Source organism: Streptomyces sp. NPDC028289, from assembly GCF_055565975.1.
The window spans coordinates 1,315,612-1,334,918 of the sequence record NZ_JBVHTI010000001.1 but is presented as its reverse complement, the minus strand read 5'-3'; the positions used below and the strand labels follow the sequence as shown (position 1 = coordinate 1,334,918).

Here is a 19,307-nt window from a genome sequence, read left to right as displayed (position 1 = left end):
AACCCCGGCATCTTCTAGGAGTTCACCCATGTCCGAGCCGAAGGAAGTCGAGCACGAGGTCACGATCTCGGCGCCGGCCGCCGAGGTCTACCGGCTGATCGCCGACGTGGCCAACTGGCCGCGGATCTTCCCGCCGACCATCTACGTCGACCACCTGGAGCGCTCCGGGAACGAGGAGCTGATCGGGATCTGGGCCACCGCCAACGGCGAGGCCAAGAACTGGACCTCGCGCCGCGTCCTGGACCCCGAGGGCCTGCGGATCACCTTCCGCCAGACCGTCTCCACCCCGCCCGTCGCGAGCATGGGCGGTACCTGGATCATCGAGCCCCTCGACGCGGCCACCTCCCGGGTGCGGCTGCTGCACGACTACACCGCCGTCGGCGACGACCCGACGGGGCTGGCCTGGATCGACGAGGCCGTCGACCGCAACTCCCGCTCCGAGCTCGCCGCGCTGAAGACCAACGTCGAACTCGCCACCGCCTCGCAGGAGCTGACGTTCTCCTTCGAGGACACCGTCCGGGTCGAGGGGGCCGCCAAGGACCTCTACGACTTCGTGAACGAGGCCGACCGCTGGTCCGAGCGGCTGCCGCACGTGGCGACCGTCCGGCTCACCGAGGACACCCCGGGCCTGCAGACCCTGGAGATGGACACCCGCGCCAAGGACGGCTCGACGCACACCACCAAGTCGTACCGGGTCTGCCTGGACGGCCGGAAGATCGCCTACAAGCAGACCACCCTGCCGGCCCTGATGAACCTGCACACCGGCTACTGGACCTTCCGCGAGACCGACGAGGGCACCTTCGCCTCCTCGCAGCACACCGTCGTGCTGCGCCCCGAGAACATCGCGAGGATCCTCGGTCCCGAGGCGGGCGTCGCCGAGGCCCGTGAGTACGTGCAGGGCGCGCTCAGCACCAACAGCCGCGCCACCCTGAACCACGCCAAGGCGTACGCCGAAGCGAGGCGCTGACCGATGGCCGGTGCCGACGCGGTCGACACGCACGTCCTGGTGGTCGGCGCCGGACCCGTCGGGCTGATGCTCGCCGGGGAACTGCGCCTCGGCGGCGCCGACGTGACCGTCCTGGAACGGCTGGCCGCCCCGACGACGGAGTCCCGGGCGTCCACCCTGCACGCACGGACGATGGAACTGCTGCGGCAGCGCGGGCTGCTGGACGGCCCCGGCGGCCTCGCCGACCCCGAGCCGCCGCCGAACGAGCCCCGCGGCCACTTCGGCGGCCTCCCCCTCGACCTCACCCTGCCCAGCAGCCACCCCGGGCAGTGGAAGGTCCCGCAGACCCGCACCGAGGAACTCCTCGGCGCGTGGGCCGAGCGGCTCGGGGCGCGGGTGCTACGGGGCCATGAGGTCCTGGACCTCGGGCAGGAGCAGGACCGCGTCCGGGTCGTCGCAGAACACCATGGCACCCGCCGTGAGTTCACGGCCCGCTACGCCGTCGGCTGCGACGGCGAGGGGTCGGCCGTCCGGCGCCTCGCGGGCATCGGTTTCCCCGGCAACGACGCCGAACGGGAGCTGATCCGCGCCGACGTCGACGGCATCGACATCCCGAACCGGCGGTTCCAGCGGCTGCCGAACGGGCTCGCCATCGCCGCCCGGCGCGGGGACGGCGTCACCCGGGTGATGGTCCACCGCTTCGGCACCCCGCCGCGCGCGGGCGAGGCCCGCTTCGCCGACATCGTCAGTGCCTGGCGGGACGTCACCGGCGAGGACATCGGCCACGGCACCCCGCTGTGGGTGAACTCCTTCGGCGACGCCTCCCGGCAGGCCGAGCACTACCGCGCGGGCCGGGTGCTGCTCGCCGGCGACGCGGCCCACCAGCAGATGCCGATCGGCGGGCAGGCCCTCAACCTCGGCCTCCAGGACGCCGTGAACCTCGGCTGGAAGCTCGCGGCCACCGTCCTCGGCCGGGCCCCGGCGGGGCTGCTGGACAGCTACCACGACGAACGGCACGCCGTCGGGCGCCGTGTCCTGTCCACCATCCGCGCCCAGGCCCGGCTGCTGCTCGGCGGGCCCGAGGTGGAGTCCCTGCGTTCGGTCGTCGGCGAACTCACCTCGTACGAGCCGGTCCGGGCGCACCTCGCCGGGACGATCAGCGGCCTCGACGTGCGGTACGGGGACGACGAGAACGTGCTGGTCGGCGCACGGCTGCCCGAGACGCGGCTCGACTCGGGGGCGACCACGGCCGAACTGCTCCACTCCGCCCGCGGGTTGCTGCTCGTGACCGACCCGGCGCTCGGCGGGGCGGCGGCGGACCGGTCCGCGTCGGTGGACACGGTCGTCACCCGTCCCGCAGGGCCCCTCGACGGCCTCGCCGCCGTGCTCGTACGGCCGGACGGCTACGTCGCCTGGGCCGGCGACGCGGCGGAGGACGGCCTGCACGAGGCCCTCGGCCGCTGGTTCGCACCCGACCCACGCGTCCCCCGCACACCACAACCAACCGTCAGGAGAAGGAAGATGGGCAACCTGGCCGGAAAGACCGCCCTCGTCACCGGCGCCAGCCGGGGCATGGGCCGGGCCACCGCCGAACGGCTGGCCGCCGACGGCGCCCTGGTCGCCGTGCACTACGGCAGCAGCGCGGAGGCCGCCGCCGAGGTGGTCGCCGGGATAGAGAAGGACGGCGGGCGGGCGTTCGCCGTCGGGGCCGAACTGGGCACGCCCGGCGACGTCCACGAGCTGTTCCTCGCCCTGGAGGCGGGACTCAAGGAGCGCACCGGCGAGACCGAGCTGAACATCCTGGTCAACAACGCCGGAGTGATGGGCGGGGTCAAGGCCGAGGACACCACCCCGGAGGAGTTCGACCGGATCTTCGCCGTCAACGCCAAGGCGCCGTTCTTCGTCATCCAGCGGGCGCTCGCCGACATGCCCGACGGCGGCCGGATCGTGAACATCTCCTCCGGGCTGACCAGGTTCGCCAACCCGGACGAGATCGCCTACGCCATGAGCAAGGGCGCCGTGGAGCAACTGGCGCTCCATTACGCCAAGTTGCTCGGTCCGCGCGGGATCACCGTGAACAGCGTCGCGCCGGGCATCACCCGCAACGGCAACCCGCTGTTCGACATCCCCGAGGCCGTCGAGGCCATGTCCGCGCTGTCCGCCTTCAACCGTGTCGGCGAGCCGCAGGACGTCGCCGACGTCATCGCCTTCCTCGTCTCCGACGACGCCCGCTGGGTCACCGGCTCCTTCGTCGACGCGAGCGGCGGCACACTCCTCGGGTGACGCGGTGACCAGGACCCTTCCGGCACCGGTCGCCGCCGGCACGGACGAGCGGTTCGGCCCCCGGCTGTGGGGGCTGCTGCTCGTCCTCGCCGGCAACATGCTCATCGACGCGCTGGAGGTGTCCGTGGCGGTGGTGGCGCTGCCCGCCATCGGCACGGACCTGGGGCAGCCGCCGACCGTCACCCAGTGGGCGATGACCGGCTTCGCCGCCGGCTTCGGCGGCCTGCTCCTCTTCGGCGCCCGCGTGGTGACCCTCCTCGGCCGCCGCCGCGTCTACCTGGCGGCCCTCCTCGCCTTCGCCGCCGCCTCCGCGCTCAGCGCCCTCGCCCACGACCCCTGGCTGCTCCTCGCCACCCGACTGACCAAAGGCTTCTGCGCCGCCCTGACCGCCCCCACCGGCCTCGCCATCATCACCGCCACCTTCCCGGAGGGCCGCCCCCGCTCCCGGGCGGTCTCCGTCTACACCCTCTTCGGCGCAGGCGGCTTCACAGCAGGCCTCCTCCTCTCCGGCTGGCTGACACAAACCTCCTGGCGCTGGGCCTTCGCCTTCCCGGCCCCGGTGGTACTGCTGCTCTTCGCGTTCGGCCTGCGCCTGATACCGAGGGGCGCCGACGAGAGCGCGCCGAAGGGGACTGACCTCAGCGGTCCAAGAAGGCCCGCGGAGAGCGCCCCGAAGGGGACTGACCTGAGCATTCCAAGAAGGGACGGCGAGAGCGCCCCACAGGGGCGCGGGGAACTGCGCGACCAGCCCCCACGGCGCCGCACCATGACCGCGACGGCACAGCGCTACGACATCCCCGGTGCCCTCACCTTGTTGGCGGCCCTCCTGGCCCTGGTCCAGGGCATCACCCAACTCCCTGACCACGGCTGGAGCGACCCGAGAGCCGTCGGACCGCTCACCGCGGCCGCCCTCCTCCTCCTGCTGCTCTGGCGAGTAGAGCGGCACGCCCCGGCTCCCCTCCTGAACACCGCCCCCCTGCGCGGCAACCCCACCCTCATCCGCTCCGCCCTCGGCGCAGCCTGCCTCAACGGCTCCTACCTGGGCCTCCTGTTCGTCCTGACGTACCAGGCCCAGACCCTCGCCGGCTGGTCCCCCCTCCACACGGCGTTCGCCCTGCTCCCGGCCGCCGCGCCCCCGGCGCTCACCGCGCTGGCCTCCGGCCGCCTGGTCGCCACGTTCGGCGCCCCCCGCCTCATCGTGGCCGGCGCCGCCTGCGCCTTCGTGGGCGGGCTGCTCCAACTCCGGCCGCACGCATGGCCGTTGGATTACCAGGGCCGGATGCTGCCGACCCTCCTCCTCGTCGGCGCCGCCTTCGTGCTCTCCTTCGCCGCACTCAACATGCAGGCGATGTCCCGCCTCGCCCCCGCCGACCGGCTCACCGGCAGCGGCCTGTACCAGACGGCCGTCCAGCTCGCCGCGGTCCTCGCGGTCGCGCTCGTCGCCGCCCTGCTCGCCGCCCACGCGCCCGCCCCCGGCGCGGGTCCGGCCGCCGCGGCGGCGGCCTGCCGGCCGGCGCTGACCCTGGTCGCCACCCTCGGCTTCCTGGGCCTGCTCGTCGGCCTCACCGGCCTGATCCGCACCCCACCCTCCTCACTCCACCACGGGGAATGACCATGGACCAGACAACGCAGACCTGGGTCTTCGACGACCTGGACGACGAACTCGACGATCTGGACTACGAGTTCGAGCGCGACAAGATCGTCGAGGTGGTGCCGCCCAGCCTCGCGCACCTCGCCTCCGTCGGCCTCGCCGAGCGCACCCGACTCATCGACGCGTACGTGCGCGGCGAACTCGCCCGAGTGCTGCGCGTGGCACCGGACAGCATCGACACCGTGGGCCGCCCGATGAACAGCCTCGGCATCGGCTCCATCAACGGCCTGGAACTCCAGCGCCGCATGGAGGCCGCGCTGCGTGTCGACGTCAACCTCAACCGGCTGCTGCGCGCCAACAGCGCCGCCGAGCTGGTCGACTGCCTGGCCGGCCAGCTCGGCCCGGAGGACAGCCCGCACAAGCACGCAGGCCGGGGCCGGCACCACCTGGTCGCGCACGACGTGCCGAGCCCGAGGTGATCGGGGAGATGCCGGTCCTGGAGTTCGGCACGGCCACCCTCGCCGTCGAGCCGAGACTGCCCGCCGCCGGGCAGCTGGACGTCTGGCTGGTCCGCCGGGCCGCCCTGGAGACCGCGGCCGAGCTGCTCGACCTGTCCGAGCTGAGCGAGGCGGAGCGCCGGCGGACCGCGTCCTTCGTACGGCCCACGGACGGGGTGACGTACGCCTCCGCGCATGTCGCCCTGCGCCGGCTGCTCGGCGGCTACCTGGGGCGGCCCCCGCAGGACGTGCCGTTCGTGCGGGAGCCCTGCCCGGGCTGCGCCGAGCCGCACGGCCGGCCGGCGGTCGCCCACCCCGACCCGCCGCTGCACTTCTCCCTCGCGCACAGCCACGGCATGGCCGTGGTCGCCGTCTCCCGTACGGTCGTCGGCGCCGACGTGGAGCGGCTGCCGCGGGCCGAGACCGTCGAGGTCTGCACCCCGGCCCTGCACCCGGGGGAGCAGGCCGAGCTGGCCGCGCTCGGCGACGCCGGGGAGCGGCGCGCTGCCTTCGGGCGGCTGTGGACGCGCAAGGAGGCCTATCTCAAGGCGCTCGGCACCGGGCTCTCCCGCGACCCCGGCCACGACTACCTGGGCGCCGACCCGCGCCGCAGGCCGGTCGGCTGGACGCTGCTCGACCTGCCGTCCGGACCCCGGCACAACGCGGCCGTCGCGGTGCGCGGCACGGCACCGGAACAGGTCACCGTCCGCTGGGTGCCGCCGGCCGCGCTGTACGCGGGCGGGACGGTCGACCTGGACGCCGACGGGACGGTGGGCGTGCCCGTAGCCGTGCCCGTGGGCGTGACCACCCGAGTATCCGACTGGGGAGCGTGACCCGCCAATGTCACTCGAACAGAAAGCCGGTCCGATGGCCGGCCGCCCGAGCCTGCACGACCGTGAGCACCGCGGCCAGTGGACCGCCGCCGAGCGCATCGAGGAGCTCGGCCTGATGAAGGAGGCCGCCCGGCACGGCGACCCCCTCGCCACCGAGCGCCAGCACGCCAAGGGCAAGCTCACCGCGTACGAACGTATCGAACTCCTGCTCGACGAGGGGTCGTTCAACGAGGTCGAGATGCTCCGCCGGCACCGTGCCACCGGCTTCGGCCTGGAGAAGAAGCGGCCGTACACCGACGGCGTCATCACCGGCTGGGGCACCGTCCACGGCCGTACCGTCTTCGTCTACGCGCACGACTTCCGCATCTTCGGCGGCGCCCTCGGCGAGGCCCACGCCCAGAAGATCCACAAGATCATGGACATGGCCATGGCGGCCGGGGCCCCGCTGGTGTCGCTGAACGACGGCGCCGGCGCCCGGATCCAGGAGGGCGTCTCCGCGCTCGCCGGGTACGGCGGCATCTTCCAGCGCAACACCCGCGCCTCCGGGGTGATCCCGCAGATCAGCGTGATGCTCGGGCCGTGCGCGGGCGGCGCCGCCTACTCGCCCGCCCTGACCGACTTCGTCTTCATGGTCCGGGACATCTCCCAGATGTTCATCACGGGACCGGACGTGGTGAAGGCGGTGACCGGCGAGGAGATCACCCAGAACGACCTCGGCGGCGCCGATGTCCACGCCGGTGCCTCCGGCGTGGCCCACTTCGCCTACGACGACGTGCGCAGCTGCATGGAGGACGTACGGCACCTGCTGTCGCTGCTGCCGTCCAACAACCGTGACCTGCCGCCCCGTTCGGCGACCACCGACCCGGCCGACCGCCGTACCGACCGGGTGGTGGAACTGGTCCCGGACGACCCCGGGCGGGTCTACGACATCCGGACCGTCATCGAGGAGATCGTCGACGACGGCGACTACTTCGAGATCCAGCCCGGCTGGGCGACCAACGTGGTGTGCGCGCTGTCCCGGCTCGACGGCGAGGTCGTCGGCCTCGTCGCCAGCCAGCCGGCCTCCTTCGCCGGGGTCCTGGACATCGACGCGAGCGAAAAGGCGGCGCGGTTCGTGCAGTTCTGCGACGCCTTCAACATCCCGCTGGTCACCCTGATCGACGTGCCGGGCTTCCTGCCGGGCGTGGACCAGGAGCACAACGGCATCATCCGGCGCGGCGCCAAGCTGCTCTACGCGTACTGCAACGCCACCGTGCCGCGGATCTCCCTGGTGCTGCGCAAGGCGTACGGCGGCGCGTACATCGTCATGGACTCCCGGTCCATCGGCACCGACCTCGCCCTCGCCTGGCCGTCCAACGAGATCGCCGTGATGGGCGCCGAGGGCGCGGCGAACGTCATCTTCCGCCGGGAGATCGCGGCCGCGGACGACCCCGAGTCCACCCGCGCGCAGAAGATCAAGGAGTACCAGGCGGAGCTGATGCATCCCTACTACGCGGCCGAGCGCGGTCTGATCGACGACGTGATCGATCCGCGCGAGACCCGCTCCACCCTGATCCGCGCCCTCGCGATGCTCCGCAGCAAGCAGGCCGACCTGCCGTGCCGCAAGCACGGCAACCCGCCGCAGTGAGCGCGCCGGAGAGCACGGACGGTGCGGAGGGCGCCCTGGTCATCAGGGTCGTCAAGGGGCAGGCGAGCCCCGCCGAGCTCGCCGCCCTCACCACCGTCCTGCTCGCCCGCGCCGCCGCCCTGGCCGCGGTGGCCCCCTGCCCCCTGGAGCCCCGCCCGGTGGCCGCCTGGCGCCGTCCGGAACGCCTCGCGACGCACCGCGACCCCCGCGGCTGGCGCGTCACCGGCGGCCGGGCGGCATGAGCGGGCCCGCCTGGGCAGCGCCCCGGCAGGGGCGCTGGGGGTACCCCCGGCCGAAGGCTGGGGGAGGAACCGCGCGACCAGCCACGACGGTGCCGCAGCCGGCCGACGGCCTGTCGCGGCACTGCCAGTCGGCCGGCCCCCTCGCCCGCATCCCCGACCGAATCGGAGTCCCGGACCCCATGACCTCCCCGTCCCTCGACCGCACCGACACGGTCGCCGAACTCCGCTCCGAACTCGACGCCCTGCGCACCGAGTTCGGAGCCCTCGCCGACCGCGCGGCGGTCGCCGAGCTGGTCGACCGCTACATCACGCTGCTCGACACCCAGGACGACCACGGCTTCGACCCCACCTGGCCGGCCACGGTCTTCACCCCGGACTGCCGCCTGGAGTTCCCGGTCGGCACCGTCGAGGGCCGCGACCGGGCCGCCGCCTTCCACCACGACCGCAAGTCCCGCTTCGCCCGCACCCACCACCTGGCCGCCAACTACGGCATCCGGGTGTCGGGGGACACCGCCCGGATCCGCGTCCACCTCGTCGCGTCCCACGTGCACCACGAGGACGGCCCGGACCCGGACGGCCGCTTCGACATCGGCGGCCACAGCGAGGGCGAGGCGGTCCGCACCCCGGACGGCTGGCGGCTGCACCGCTGGCGGTTCCGGCTGGTGTGGTCCGACGGCGCCGGCCCGCGTCCCGGCCCCGACCCCCGCGAACTGCGCAGTTCCCAGCCCCGACCACGCCACCCGAAAGGACGATGAGACCGTGTCAGGCACACCGACGACCGCGCTGAACCTGGGCGCCCTGCGCGACACCTCCGGCGACGACCGCAGGCAGGCGTTCGAGACGTTCCTCTGCCGCAACCTGGCCCAGCACCTGGACATCCCCCCGGCCCACCGCATCGCCCGCAACCGCCCCCTCTACACCCAGGGCATCGACTCCCTCACCGCGCTGACCCTCCAGCGCACCCTGGAGTCGGCCCTGAACATCCCGGTACCGGCCCACCACCTGCTGCGCGAGCAGTCGGTGGGCGAACTGGCCGCGACCCTGAGCGAGCTGGTCGACCGGACCTGAGCCCCATGGCGACGCCACCGGTGGGACGACGTCGGGACGGCCACCGGTGGCATCGGGCGCACCCGCATGCGGCCACCGGTGGCATCGGGCGCACCCGCATGCGGCCACCGGTGGCATCGGGTGCCCGGCTTCTGACAACGTTGTCCATCACCCCGGGCCGCCCATGTCAGAATGAGGGCGCCCGTCGTCCGTCCGGTCTTCATCGAGGTTGTCCGTGTCCCAGCCCGTCGGCCGCGTGCCGCAGCGTCGCAACGCACGGTCCAACCGGGCGCGCATCCTGGCCACCGCCCGCCAGGAGCTCGGCCGGAACCCCGACATCACCCTGGAGGAACTGGCCCGCGCCTCCGGTGTCGTACGGCGCACCCTCTTCGGGCACTTCCCGGGCCGGGCCGCGCTCCTGGAGGCGCTGGCCGAGGAGGCCGCCGAGACGCTCCAGGCCGCCGTGGCGCGGGGCGCGGAGCCGGCGGAGCCGGCGGACCGGGCCCTCGCGCGTTTCTCCCTGTCGATGTGGCCGGTGGGCGACCGCTACCGGATGCTGCTGGCCCTCGCCCACCGGGACCTGGGCGCGGAACGCGTCGCCGAGGTCCTCCGGCCCGCCCGGGTCCGGGCCACGGCCGTCGTGGAGCGCGGCCAGCGGGACGGCGTCTTCCACCCCCACCTCCCGCCCGCGGTGCTCGGCGCCGCCCTGGAGGGCATGACGATCGCCCTGCTGGAAGAGGTCAACAGCGGAACGTTCGAGGACGACGGCACCCGCACGGCCGTCGCCAGCCTCATCGCGGCCGGGGTCCCCGAGAAGCAGGCCCGCACGGTGGTCGACGAGATCGCCGCCGAGATCGCCGCCGGGGCCGGGCCGGAGGGGCCCGTCGGGGCCTGAACCGCGCGCCCCCGCGCGGCGGGCGCCTCGTGGGTACGGTCCGGTGGGCGTGGCATGCTGAGGGCGCGGCTTCGGCGCAACCGACCGGGAGGTGGCGGGCGTGGTGGACTGGGCCCGGTTCGCGCAGCAGCTCGCGGCGATGGCGCGGGATCTCCTGGCGCAGGAGTCGGTCGACGCCACCCTGGCCCGGATCACCGGCTCGGCCGTGGAGCTCGTGGAGGGCTGCGAGGCGGCCGGCATCCTGGTGCTGCACGGCGGGAAGGTGCGGACGCTCGCGCCCACCGGGCAACTGGTCGTCGACAGCGACCGGTTGCAGGAGCGGCTGGGTGAGGGGCCCTGCTTCGACGCCGCCCGTACCAGGGCGGGGGAGCGGGTGTTCCGGATCCGGGACCTCACCCGGGAGCAGCCGCGCTGGCCCGCCTTCGCCCCCGAGATCCACCGGCTCGGCGTCGGCAGCATGATGGGCTTCCTGCTGTACACCGAGGACGAGGAACTCGGCGCGCTGAACATCTACTCCCACCGGCCCGGCGCCTTCACCGAGGCCGGTGAGCTGGCCGGCTGGCTGCTGGCCTCGCACGCGGCGGTCGCCTTCTCCAGCGCCCGCACCCAGGCCCAGCTGGAGCAGGCCGTCGCCACCCGCCACCTGATCGGCGAGGCCATGGGCATCCTCATGGGCAGTCACCGCCTCACCGAGGAACAGGCCTTCGACGTGCTGCGCCGCTACTCGCAGGAGAACAACGTCAAGCTCCGCGAGGTCGCCCGCCGGGTCTGCGACCAGGGCAGCCTGTCCTAGGGCAGGCCCTGGCGGTCAGCCGAGTCCGGGCAGCGGGCGCCGGGCCACCTCGTGGGCGTCGTCCGGCGGTACGCCCAGCATGCGCAGGACCATCTCGGCGAGGTTCGCCGCGGCCTCGTCGCCGTCCACCTCGGGGCGGGCGAACCGCAGCTCCACCAGGGACAGCAGGCTGCCGCCGAGGGCACACAGGGCCACGGTCGGGTCGACGGCGGTGAAGCGGCCGGAGGCCGTGCCCACCTGGACGTCCCGGAGCGCCCTCCTGATCAGGCCGTTCTCGGCGTGGATGTGCCCGAGGCCGCGGCGGCGCAGGACCTGCATCAGCTCCGGGTGCGAGTCCGCCATCCGGGCGCTGAGCCGGAAACCCGCGGCGACCAGCTCCGCCGGGTCGTCGATCCCGGTCAGCCGCTCGTCGAAGGCCTGGCCGAACTCCTCCAGGGCGTCCACCACGGCCGTCTCGAACAGCTCCGCCTTGGAGCCGAAGTGGTTGTGGAAGGAGCCGAACCCGACGTCGGCCTGTTCGGCGATCGCCTGGATGCCGGCGCTGGTGTCGCCGGTCTCGACGAGGATGCGCCGGGCCGCGCGCACGAGCGCCTGACGGGTCTCGGCGCGGCGCCGTTCGAACCGGTTGCCGACCGGGGCTGACGTAGGCATGCGCAGAGTCCAGCGCTGGGGCCGATGTCGGCCACAGTTCTGATGAATCCACCATTCACCTCGGGTGATGCGCTGCCGACGGCCGCGGCCGCGGTGCTCCGCCTGCGCCCGGAGATCCGCCGGCCCGGGCGCCGCCCGCCGCCGTGCTGTCCCTGGCGGCGGTGGTGTACGCCTGCCTCTGCGTCGTCGCGAAGCGGCCACCCCCGGGGCGTACCGTCGACTGTGTGGACGGCACCGCCGACGGGCTCGTCTCCCGGGCCGCACATGAACTCGCCCCGCGGGTGGACGAGCTGGTCGCGGACGTCGTCCGGTGCCTGCGCGCCGAGGTCCCCGAGCTGTGGGAGGACCGGGAGCTCGCCCGGATGACCTCCGAGAACATCGCCGACCACGTCGCCGGCGTGCTGACCGGCCTGGAGGCGGGCCTCGACCTGCGGGCCCTGGAGCCGCCCCCGGTCGACGTGGACCGTGTCCGCAGGCTGGCCCGGCGCGGCATCCCCGCCACCGCGATGCTGCGGGCGCACCGGCTCGGCGAGGGCGTCTTCCTCGACGTCCTCCTCGCCGAACTGCCCCGGCTGACGGACGACCCCGAACTGGTCGACGCGGCCGCGCGCCGGCTGCTCGCCCTGTCCACCCGGTACGTCGACCGCATCGCCGAGCAGGGCGTCCTCGCCTTCCAGGAGGAACGGGACCGGCGCCTGCAGTGGCGGATGTCCCTGGTCAACGAGGCCGGCCTGCGGGTCGGGACCACCCTGGACATCGCCCGCACCACCCAGGAGCTGGCCGACCTCGCCACCGAGGACTTCGCCGACCTCGTCACCGTCGACCTGCTCGACTCCGTGGTGCGCGGCCACGATCCCCCGGCGGCGGAGCGGTTCCTGCTGCGCCGGGTCGCCCAGGGAACGTACGCGGCGGGCGGCGGCCCGGAACCGGCGGTCAAGGTGCAGGAGCTGCACAGCTGCCCGGACGGGTCACCGGCGGCCCGCGCCCTGGCCACCGGACGGCCCGCCCGGCACACCGAGGCGGACCGCGCCACGCTGGTGGTGCCGCTGACCGCCCGCGGCAGCACCCTCGGTGTCGCCCGGTTCTCCCGGCACCGCCACCCCGCCCGCTTCGACGACGAGGACCTGCTCCTCGCGCAGGAGATCGCGGCCCGGGCCGCCGTCGCCGTCGACAACGCCTGCCGCTACACCCACGCCCGGGCCACCGCCCTCACCCTCCAGCGCAGCCTGCTGCCGCGGCGCACCGCCGAGCAGTCCGCCGTGGAGGTCGCCTGCCGCTACCTGCCGGCCGGCGGCCGGGCCGGGGTGGGCGGTGACTGGTACGACGTGATCCCGCTGTCCGGCGCCCGGGTCGCCCTGGTGGTCGGCGACGTCGTCGGCCACGGCATCCACGCGGCCGCGACGATGGGCCGGCTGCGCACCGCCGTCCGTACCCTCGCGGACATCGACCTGCCGCCCGACGAACTGCTGACCCACCTGGACGACGTCGTCATCCGGCTCTCCGCGGAGGCCGCCGTCGACCCGGATCCGGACCCCGGTTTCGGCTCCGGCCCGGACCCCGGTTTCGGCTCCGGCCCTGGCCCTGGCCCCGGTTTCGGCTCCGGCCCGGACCCCGGTTTCGGCTCCGGCCCCGGCCCTGGCCCCGGCCTCGGCTCCGACCTCGGCCCCGGTCCTGTTCTGGGTCCCGACGGGGCGTCGGCCGGGGACATCGGCGCCACCTGCCTGTACGCCGTCTACGACCCTGTCGCCGGCCGCTGCAGCCTGGCCCGCGCCGGCCATGTGCTGCCCACCGTGGTGCACCGCGACGGCACCGCCGGTCTCCTCGACCTGCCGCCGGGACCGCCGCTGGGCCTGGGCGGGCTGCCGTTCGAGGCGGTGGAGGCGGACCTGCCGGAGGGCAGTCTGCTCGCCCTGTACACCGACGGCCTGCTCGAAGGCCGCGACCACGACGTGGAGGAGGGCCTCGCCGCCCTGCGGGCGGTCCTCGCCCGGCCCGCCGCCTCCCTGGAGGCGGCCTGCGACACGGTGCTCCAGGCACTGCTGTCCACCGACCGGCCGTACGACGACGTCGCGCTGCTGCTGGTCCGTCCCCGCACCCTGGGCGCGGACCGGGTCGCCGTCTGGGACCTGGAACCGGACCCGGCGGCCGTCGCCCCGGCCCGCTCCGGCGTCGCACGGCAGCTCGCCGCCTGGGGACTGGACGAACTCGCCTTCGCCGCCGAACTGGTGGTCAGCGAACTCGTCACCAACGCCATCCGCTACGGCAGGCCGCCCGTCCGGCTGCGCCTGATCCTCCCCCGGCGTCCCGACCGGCCCGGCGACGATCCCGCCCGCGCCGTCCTGTGCGAGGTCTCCGACGCCGGCGGCACCGTTCCGCACCTGCGCAGGGCCCGCACCTTCGACGAGGGCGGCCGCGGCCTGCTGCTGGTCGCCCAGCTCGCCGCACGCTGGGGAACCCGCCATGCCCGGCAGGGCAAGACGGTCTGGGCCGAACTGACCGAGGCCGGCCCGGCCGGATTTCCGGACCTGACCGCCGACCTGTGACCGCACATGACATGGGCTCACTTCAGAACCCCGCGAGGCTGGTTGGAGGTCCGCGCCGTGGAGCTGACCGACTCGGTCGTGCGAGGAGTCCGTCGGGGGCTCCACCGGGACGGGGAAGCGAGATGACCGACCGCCGGGCTGTCGGCCCTCCGGGTGATCTCGTCGGGTGAGAGGGCGCGATGATCGGTGTGGGTACGGAATGAGCCACCGTCCGCTTGCGGAACTTCCCCGCGGATTCACCGCGACCACCCGCCTGAACAGCAAAAACGCCCTCCCGGAGGAGGGCGGAGACGTGCGCCCCCGGCAGGACTCGAACCTGCGGCCAAGCGCTTAGAAGGCGCCTGCTCTATCCACTGAGCTACGGGGGCCGGCTGTGCTGGCCTCGTACGCACTGCCCTGGTGGGGGCGGGTCCGTGACGTTGCCGGGGACAAGGATAGAACTCCCCGATCCGTGTCCCTGTTGCTTCGCCTCCGTGGCTCAATGTGGAGGTTCGGTGAAGCGGTCCTGATAATCGCAGGCAGGTACGAATCGTGCATCGCTTTTGGCGCCCGACGCACCGGGTGTTGTGCACTCGTTATGCCTGGACTGTGCCTCCGTCCCAGTCGCCCCTTCCGCCCGTTGTGTCCTGTCGGCACGCAGACATGTCTATATGCTTCAGAATTCCCCTAAAATTGGGCATTCTTCGCATGTGGTGACCTTGGACGTACGGCCTCAGCTGCTCGACACACTTTCCGCCCTGCGCGACCGTGTCGCTGCCGCACGCTTCCCGCTGCCCCTGGCGGGGGCTCCACGCGCGCGTGCCAACCGCGACGAACTGCTCGCACAGCTCGACGACTATCTGGTGCCCCGCCTCAAAGAGCCCGAAGCGCCACTTCTGGCCGTGGTGGGCGGATCCACGGGCGCCGGGAAGTCGACCCTCGTCAACTCACTGGTGGGCCGCCGGGTCAGCGAGGCGGGCGTGCTGCGGCCGACCACCCGCACGCCGGTTCTGGTCTGTCATCCGGAGGACCATCACTGGTTCAGCGGCATGCGCGTGCTGCCCGACCTCACCCGAGAGTGGGTACCGCACCAGGAGCCCAGCGACGACCCCTTCCTGCCCGGCGAGAACGCCGCGCGCGTGCTGCGCGTCGAGACCGCCGACAGCATCCCGCGCGGCCTCGCGCTGCTCGACGCCCCCGACATCGACTCCCTGGTCGTCGACAACCGCGTCCTCGCCGCAGAGCTCATCTGCGCCGCCGACGTCTGGGTGATGGTGACCACGGCCGCCCGCTACGCCGACGCCGTCCCCTGGCACCTGCTGCGCGCCGCCAAGGAGTACGACGCCACCCTGGTGACCGTCCTCGACCGGGTCCCGCACACGGTCGTGTCCGAGGTCTCGCGACAGTACGGCGCCCTCCTCACCAAGGCCGGACTAGGCGACGTACCCCGGTTCACGGTGCCCGAGCTGCCCGAGTCGGCCTGGGGCGGCGGCCTGCTCCCGGCCACCGCGGTCGCCCCGCTGCGCGCCTGGCTCCTCCACCAGGCCCAGGACCCCGGCGCCCGCAGCCACACCCTGGCCCGCACCGCTCACGGCCTTCTCGACTCCCTCAAGGCCCGTATGCCCGAACTGGCCGGCGCCGCCGCCGCCCAGTACGCCGCCGCGCTGCGCCTGACCTCCGCCGTCGACACGGCGTACGACAGCGAGCACGCGCGCGTACGGGGACGCCTGCAGAGCGGAGCCGTCCTCGCCGGCGACGCCCTCAAGCGCTGGCGCGCCTACCCCCTCGACTGCTCCGCCGACGAACTGCTGGACGCCCTGGTGGAGAGCCTCGCCGCCCTGCTGCTCTGCTCCGTCACCGCCGCCGACGAACGCGTCGACGACGCCTGGCGCCGCGAGCCGGCCTCCGCCGCCCCCGGACTCACCGACCGCGACCCGTCCATGGAAAGCGCCGAGCACCGCATCGGCCTCGCCGTCCGGCGCTGGCGGCGCGAGCTGGAGGAGTACGCCGAGGACGAGGTGCGCGAGCTCGACCGCAGCGTCGCCCCGGACTCCGAGGTCGTCGCCGCCCTGGTGGCCACCGCGCTGCTCGGCGGCCGGCGCACCAAGATCGCGGGGGAGCGGCTCGCCGAGCGCATCGGCGCCCACGGCGCGCTGCGGCTGCGCGACCGTGCGGGACGGCTGCTCACCGAGCACGTCGACCGCGTCCTGTACGCCGAACGCGAGCGCCGCCTCGCCCCGCTCGACGCCCTCGACGTGCACCCCGAACCCCAGGCCGAACTCATCGCCGCCCTGTCCGTCCTGCAGAAGGAGAGGTGACCGGTGACCGCCGTCACTGACCACGACCACACGGATCACATGGAACGCATGGATCACACCAGTGACTTCACCGGTGACTACGCCAGCGACTTCGAGAGCGGACCGACCACGACGGACCCCACACCGGACGCCGCACGGGAGCCCGCACGAGACCGTGCCCCGGACGGCGCCCAGCACCGGGACGACAGTGGCAAGGACCTCAAGGAGTCCAAAGGCCTCGAGGAGTTCAAGGACCTCGAGGAGTCCAAGGAGTCCAAGGAGCGCGCGGGCACGGCAGGAGCCCCTGGATCTCCGCCCGGATCTCCCGCGGTCAAGCAGGCCTCCGAGGCGGCCGAAGCCGCCGAGCCGGCCGCCGGGACCGAGAGCGTCCCGCACGCACGCGTGCGGGAGCAACGGGAGCCGGCCGACGACCGCCCGCCCGCTACCGCCACCACCGACGACCACCCGCCCGCCGACGACGATCCGGCCACCGGCGACGACGTCTGGGACGACGGTCTCATCGCCCGCCGGGTCACCGAGACCGCCAAAGCCGCCGTCCCCGTCGTGGAGACCCGCGGCCCGGGCGCCCCGACCCCCGCCCCGCTCGCGTACGACGGACCGCTGCGCTCCCGTCTCGACGCCCTGCGCGAACTCGTCGGCCTCTCCCGCACCCGCCTCGACAGCAACACCCTCGCCGAGGCCGGCCGGGTCCTGGACGAGGCGGCCACCCGCCGCCGGCTCTCCGGCCAGCACACCGTCGTCGCCCTCGCCGGTGCGACCGGCAGCGGCAAGTCCCAGCTCTTCAACGCGCTGGCCGGAGTCGCGATCTCGGAGACCGGGGTACGCCGGCCCACCACCGCCGCGCCCATCGCGTGCACCTGGAGCGACGGCAGCGCCGCCCTCATCGACCGGCTCGGCATCCCGGGCCGGCTGCGCCGCCGCCCCGTGCACAACCCGGAGGCGGACGCGCAGCTGCGCGGGCTGGTCCTGATCGACCTGCCCGACCACGACTCGGCCGCGGTCCAGCACCGCGCACAGGTCGACCGGATCCTGAAACTCGTCGACGCGGTGATCTGGGTCGTCGACCCCGAGAAGTACGCCGACGCCGTCCTCCACGAGCGTTATCTGCGGCCCATGGCCGGCCACGCCGAGGTCATGTTCATCGTCCTCAACCAGACCGACCGGCTGCCCGGCGAGGCCACCGACCTGGTCCTGGACGATCTGCGCCGGCTGCTCGACGACGACGGCATCGCCCTCGGCGAGTACGGCGACCCGGGCGCGACCGTGCTCGCGCTGTCCGCGCTCACCGGCGACGGCGTCGGCGAACTGCGCGAGGTGCTCGGCCAGTTCGTGTCCGAGCGGGGCGCGGCGGCCCGCCGCGTCGCCGCCGACGTGGACGCCGCCGCGGCCCGGCTGCGGCCCGTCTACGCCACCGGCAGGCGCGCCGGGCTCAGCGAGGAGGCGCGCGACGAGTTCGCCGGGCGGCTCGCGGACGCGGTCGGTGCCACCGCCGCCGGCGAGGCCGCCGAACGCGCCTGGCGGCGCAACGCCAACCGGGCCTGCGGCACGCCCTGGCTCCGGCTGTGGCGCTGGTACCAGAAGCGCGCCGAGCCGCCCACCGGACGCCTGCAGAAGGCCCAGCCGGAGGAGGAGGCCACCGCGCGGCAGCGCGTCGAGCAGGCGGTGCGCACGGTCTCCGAGCGGGCCTCGGCCGGGCTGCCCGTGCCCTGGGCGCAGGCGGTGCGCGAGGCGGCCGTACGCGGCTCGCAGGGCCTTCCGGAGGCGCTCGACGACCTGGCCGCACGGGCCGGGCTGCCGCCGGGGCGGCCGCCGCGGCCGGGCTGGTGGCCGGTGGCGGTGCTCGCCCAGGCCGCCATGACGCTCCTCCAGGTGCTCGGCGGACTGTGGCTGATGGGGCAGATCGCCGGGGTGACGGCGCCCAACCTGGGCGTTCCGGTGCTGCTGATGGTCTCCGGGATCATCGGCGGCCCGCTGGTCGAGTGGGGCTGCCGGATGGCGGCCCGGGGCCCGGCCCGCCGGTACGGCCTGGAGGCGGAACGCCGGCTCCGCGAGGCGGCGGCCGGCTGCGGGCGGGCCCGGGTGCTGGATCCGGTGGCGGCGGAGCTGCTGCGGTACCAGGAGGTGCGGGAGCAGTACGCGCGGGTGAGGCGGACGGGCGCCGGAGTGGGGTGAGACTCCGTCCGGGGGGACGGAGTCACCCGCCCGGGTGGTGGAGTTTTCCACCGCCCGGCGGTGATCCACAGCGCTCGGCGGGCCCGGGCCGACGGCGGCAGTCTGGGGCCACGGCGATCGCGACCCACAGGGACGCACACGGGCGCATACCGATGCATACCGATGCATACACGCACCCGGTCGCCGCGGTGGACACAGCCGTACGGGACGGACCCGTACGCGGATCCGCCCGGCCGCGGCGGCCGGGCGAGGGAGGGGTTCGTGATGAACGAGACGATGGTCTGCGCGGTGGGCAACGTGGCGACGCAACCGGTGTTCCGGGAGCTGGCGGCAGGTCCGTCGGCCCGGTTCCGGCTGGCGGTGACCGCGCGCTACTGGGACCGCGAGAAGAACGCCTGGACGGACGGCCACACCAACTTCTTCACGGTGTGGGCCAACCGGCAGCTCGCCACCAATGCGGCGACCTCGCTGACGGTCGGCGACCCGGTCGTCGTACAGGGGCGGCTGAAGGTGCGCACCGAGACCCGGGAGGGCCAGCAGTGGGCCTCCGCCGACATCGACGCGGTGGCGATCGGCCACGACCTCGCCCGCGGCACGGCGGCCTTCCGGCGAACCGGCAGGCCGGACTCGACGGCACCGGCGCCACCGCGCCCGGAACCCGACTGGGAGACACCGGCGGAATCCCCCGACCCGCCCGCCCAGGCGCAACCGGAACCGGTGGCGGTGGCGGTGGCCGCACCGTGACGGGACGTGAAGTGGGTCGGCGTCAAGGCCTGTTGGCGCCGACTCGTCCGAACGGCAACAGAGCGACCGCCCGTTGACGCCCGCCGATGTCCGTCGACCGTCATCGCCGGCCGCCGACGGCCCCTGACCGGGCTCGACGGCCCTTG

16 protein-coding genes and 1 tRNA gene are annotated in these 19,307 nt (G+C 74.0%); 15 read left to right on the top strand and 2 right to left on the bottom strand.

What is annotated here, in order from left to right; all coding sequences use genetic code 11:
- Positions 1–28 precede the first annotated feature (28 nt).
- From ACZ4UV_RS05825 to ACZ4UV_RS05775, 11 genes are all read left to right on the top strand, one after another.
- Positions 29–967, top strand: coding sequence for an aromatase/cyclase (locus tag ACZ4UV_RS05825; RefSeq protein WP_467835949.1), 939 nt, complete (start codon positions 29–31; stop codon positions 965–967).
- Between the two features lie 3 nt (positions 968–970).
- Complete coding sequence (locus ACZ4UV_RS05820) at positions 971–3,229, top strand: SDR family oxidoreductase (protein WP_451022071.1); 2,259 nt, start codon at positions 971–973, stop codon at positions 3,227–3,229.
- Positions 3,230–3,233: 4 nt separating this feature from the next.
- Positions 3,234–4,841 carry an MFS transporter gene (locus ACZ4UV_RS05815; RefSeq protein ID WP_467835947.1) on the top strand — a complete coding sequence of 536 codons (1,608 nt, stop codon included), beginning with the start codon at positions 3,234–3,236 and terminating at the stop codon, positions 4,839–4,841.
- Between the two features lie 2 nt (positions 4,842–4,843).
- Positions 4,844–5,299, top strand: a complete 456-nt coding sequence (locus tag ACZ4UV_RS05810; RefSeq protein WP_390039931.1) for an acyl carrier protein — start codon at positions 4,844–4,846, stop codon at positions 5,297–5,299.
- Positions 5,300–5,307: 8 nt separating this feature from the next.
- Positions 5,308–6,150, top strand: coding sequence for a 4'-phosphopantetheinyl transferase family protein (locus tag ACZ4UV_RS05805; protein WP_351502895.1), 843 nt, complete (start codon positions 5,308–5,310; stop codon positions 6,148–6,150).
- 7 nt (positions 6,151–6,157) lie between these two features.
- Positions 6,158–7,777, top strand: a complete 1,620-nt coding sequence (locus ACZ4UV_RS05800) for an acyl-CoA carboxylase subunit beta (RefSeq protein ID WP_467835945.1) — start codon at positions 6,158–6,160, stop codon at positions 7,775–7,777.
- Positions 7,774–8,019, top strand: a complete 246-nt coding sequence (locus ACZ4UV_RS05795) for an acyl-CoA carboxylase epsilon subunit (protein ID WP_390039937.1) — start codon at positions 7,774–7,776, stop codon at positions 8,017–8,019. The genes ACZ4UV_RS05800 and ACZ4UV_RS05795 overlap by 4 nt, the downstream gene beginning before the upstream one ends.
- 179 nt (positions 8,020–8,198) lie before the next feature.
- On the top strand, positions 8,199–8,774 hold the full coding sequence (locus ACZ4UV_RS05790) for a nuclear transport factor 2 family protein (RefSeq protein WP_451022927.1): 576 nt from the start codon (positions 8,199–8,201) through the stop codon (positions 8,772–8,774).
- A gap of 4 nt (positions 8,775–8,778) precedes the next feature.
- Entirely contained in the window at positions 8,779–9,087 is a 309-nt protein-coding gene (locus ACZ4UV_RS05785) for an acyl carrier protein (RefSeq protein ID WP_351500880.1), read from the top strand.
- Between the two features lie 214 nt (positions 9,088–9,301).
- Positions 9,302–9,961 (top strand): TetR/AcrR family transcriptional regulator, encoded by a 660-nt coding sequence (locus ACZ4UV_RS05780; protein ID WP_451022926.1) that lies wholly within the window; start codon positions 9,302–9,304, stop codon positions 9,959–9,961.
- Positions 9,962–10,064: 103 nt separating this feature from the next.
- Positions 10,065–10,754 (top strand): GAF and ANTAR domain-containing protein, encoded by a 690-nt coding sequence (locus tag ACZ4UV_RS05775; RefSeq protein WP_390040434.1) that lies wholly within the window; start codon positions 10,065–10,067, stop codon positions 10,752–10,754.
- 15 nt (positions 10,755–10,769) lie between these two features.
- On the opposite strand, the gene ACZ4UV_RS05770 is transcribed toward ACZ4UV_RS05775, so the two are convergent.
- Complete coding sequence (locus ACZ4UV_RS05770; RefSeq protein ID WP_467835943.1) at positions 10,770–11,405, bottom strand: TetR/AcrR family transcriptional regulator; 636 nt, start codon at positions 11,403–11,405, stop codon at positions 10,770–10,772.
- A 224-nt stretch (positions 11,406–11,629) separates the two neighbouring features.
- Between ACZ4UV_RS05770 and ACZ4UV_RS05765 the strand changes: the two genes are divergently transcribed.
- Complete coding sequence (locus ACZ4UV_RS05765) at positions 11,630–13,948, top strand: ATP-binding SpoIIE family protein phosphatase (RefSeq protein WP_467835941.1); 2,319 nt, start codon at positions 11,630–11,632, stop codon at positions 13,946–13,948.
- Between the two features lie 295 nt (positions 13,949–14,243).
- Here ACZ4UV_RS05765 and ACZ4UV_RS05760 read toward each other — a convergent pair.
- Positions 14,244–14,316: transfer RNA gene (locus tag ACZ4UV_RS05760), tRNA-Arg, on the bottom strand.
- A 321-nt stretch (positions 14,317–14,637) separates the two neighbouring features.
- Between ACZ4UV_RS05760 and ACZ4UV_RS05755 the strand changes: the two genes are divergently transcribed.
- From ACZ4UV_RS05755 to ACZ4UV_RS05745, 3 genes are all read left to right on the top strand, one after another.
- Complete coding sequence (locus ACZ4UV_RS05755) at positions 14,638–16,245, top strand: dynamin family protein (protein ID WP_390039945.1); 1,608 nt, start codon at positions 14,638–14,640, stop codon at positions 16,243–16,245.
- Positions 16,246–16,248: 3 nt separating this feature from the next.
- Positions 16,249–18,417, top strand: a complete 2,169-nt coding sequence (locus ACZ4UV_RS05750) for a GTPase (RefSeq protein ID WP_467835939.1) — start codon at positions 16,249–16,251, stop codon at positions 18,415–18,417.
- Between the two features lie 264 nt (positions 18,418–18,681).
- Entirely contained in the window at positions 18,682–19,161 is a 480-nt protein-coding gene (locus ACZ4UV_RS05745; RefSeq protein ID WP_390039949.1) for a single-stranded DNA-binding protein, read from the top strand.
- The last annotated feature ends 146 nt before the right edge of the window (positions 19,162–19,307 follow it).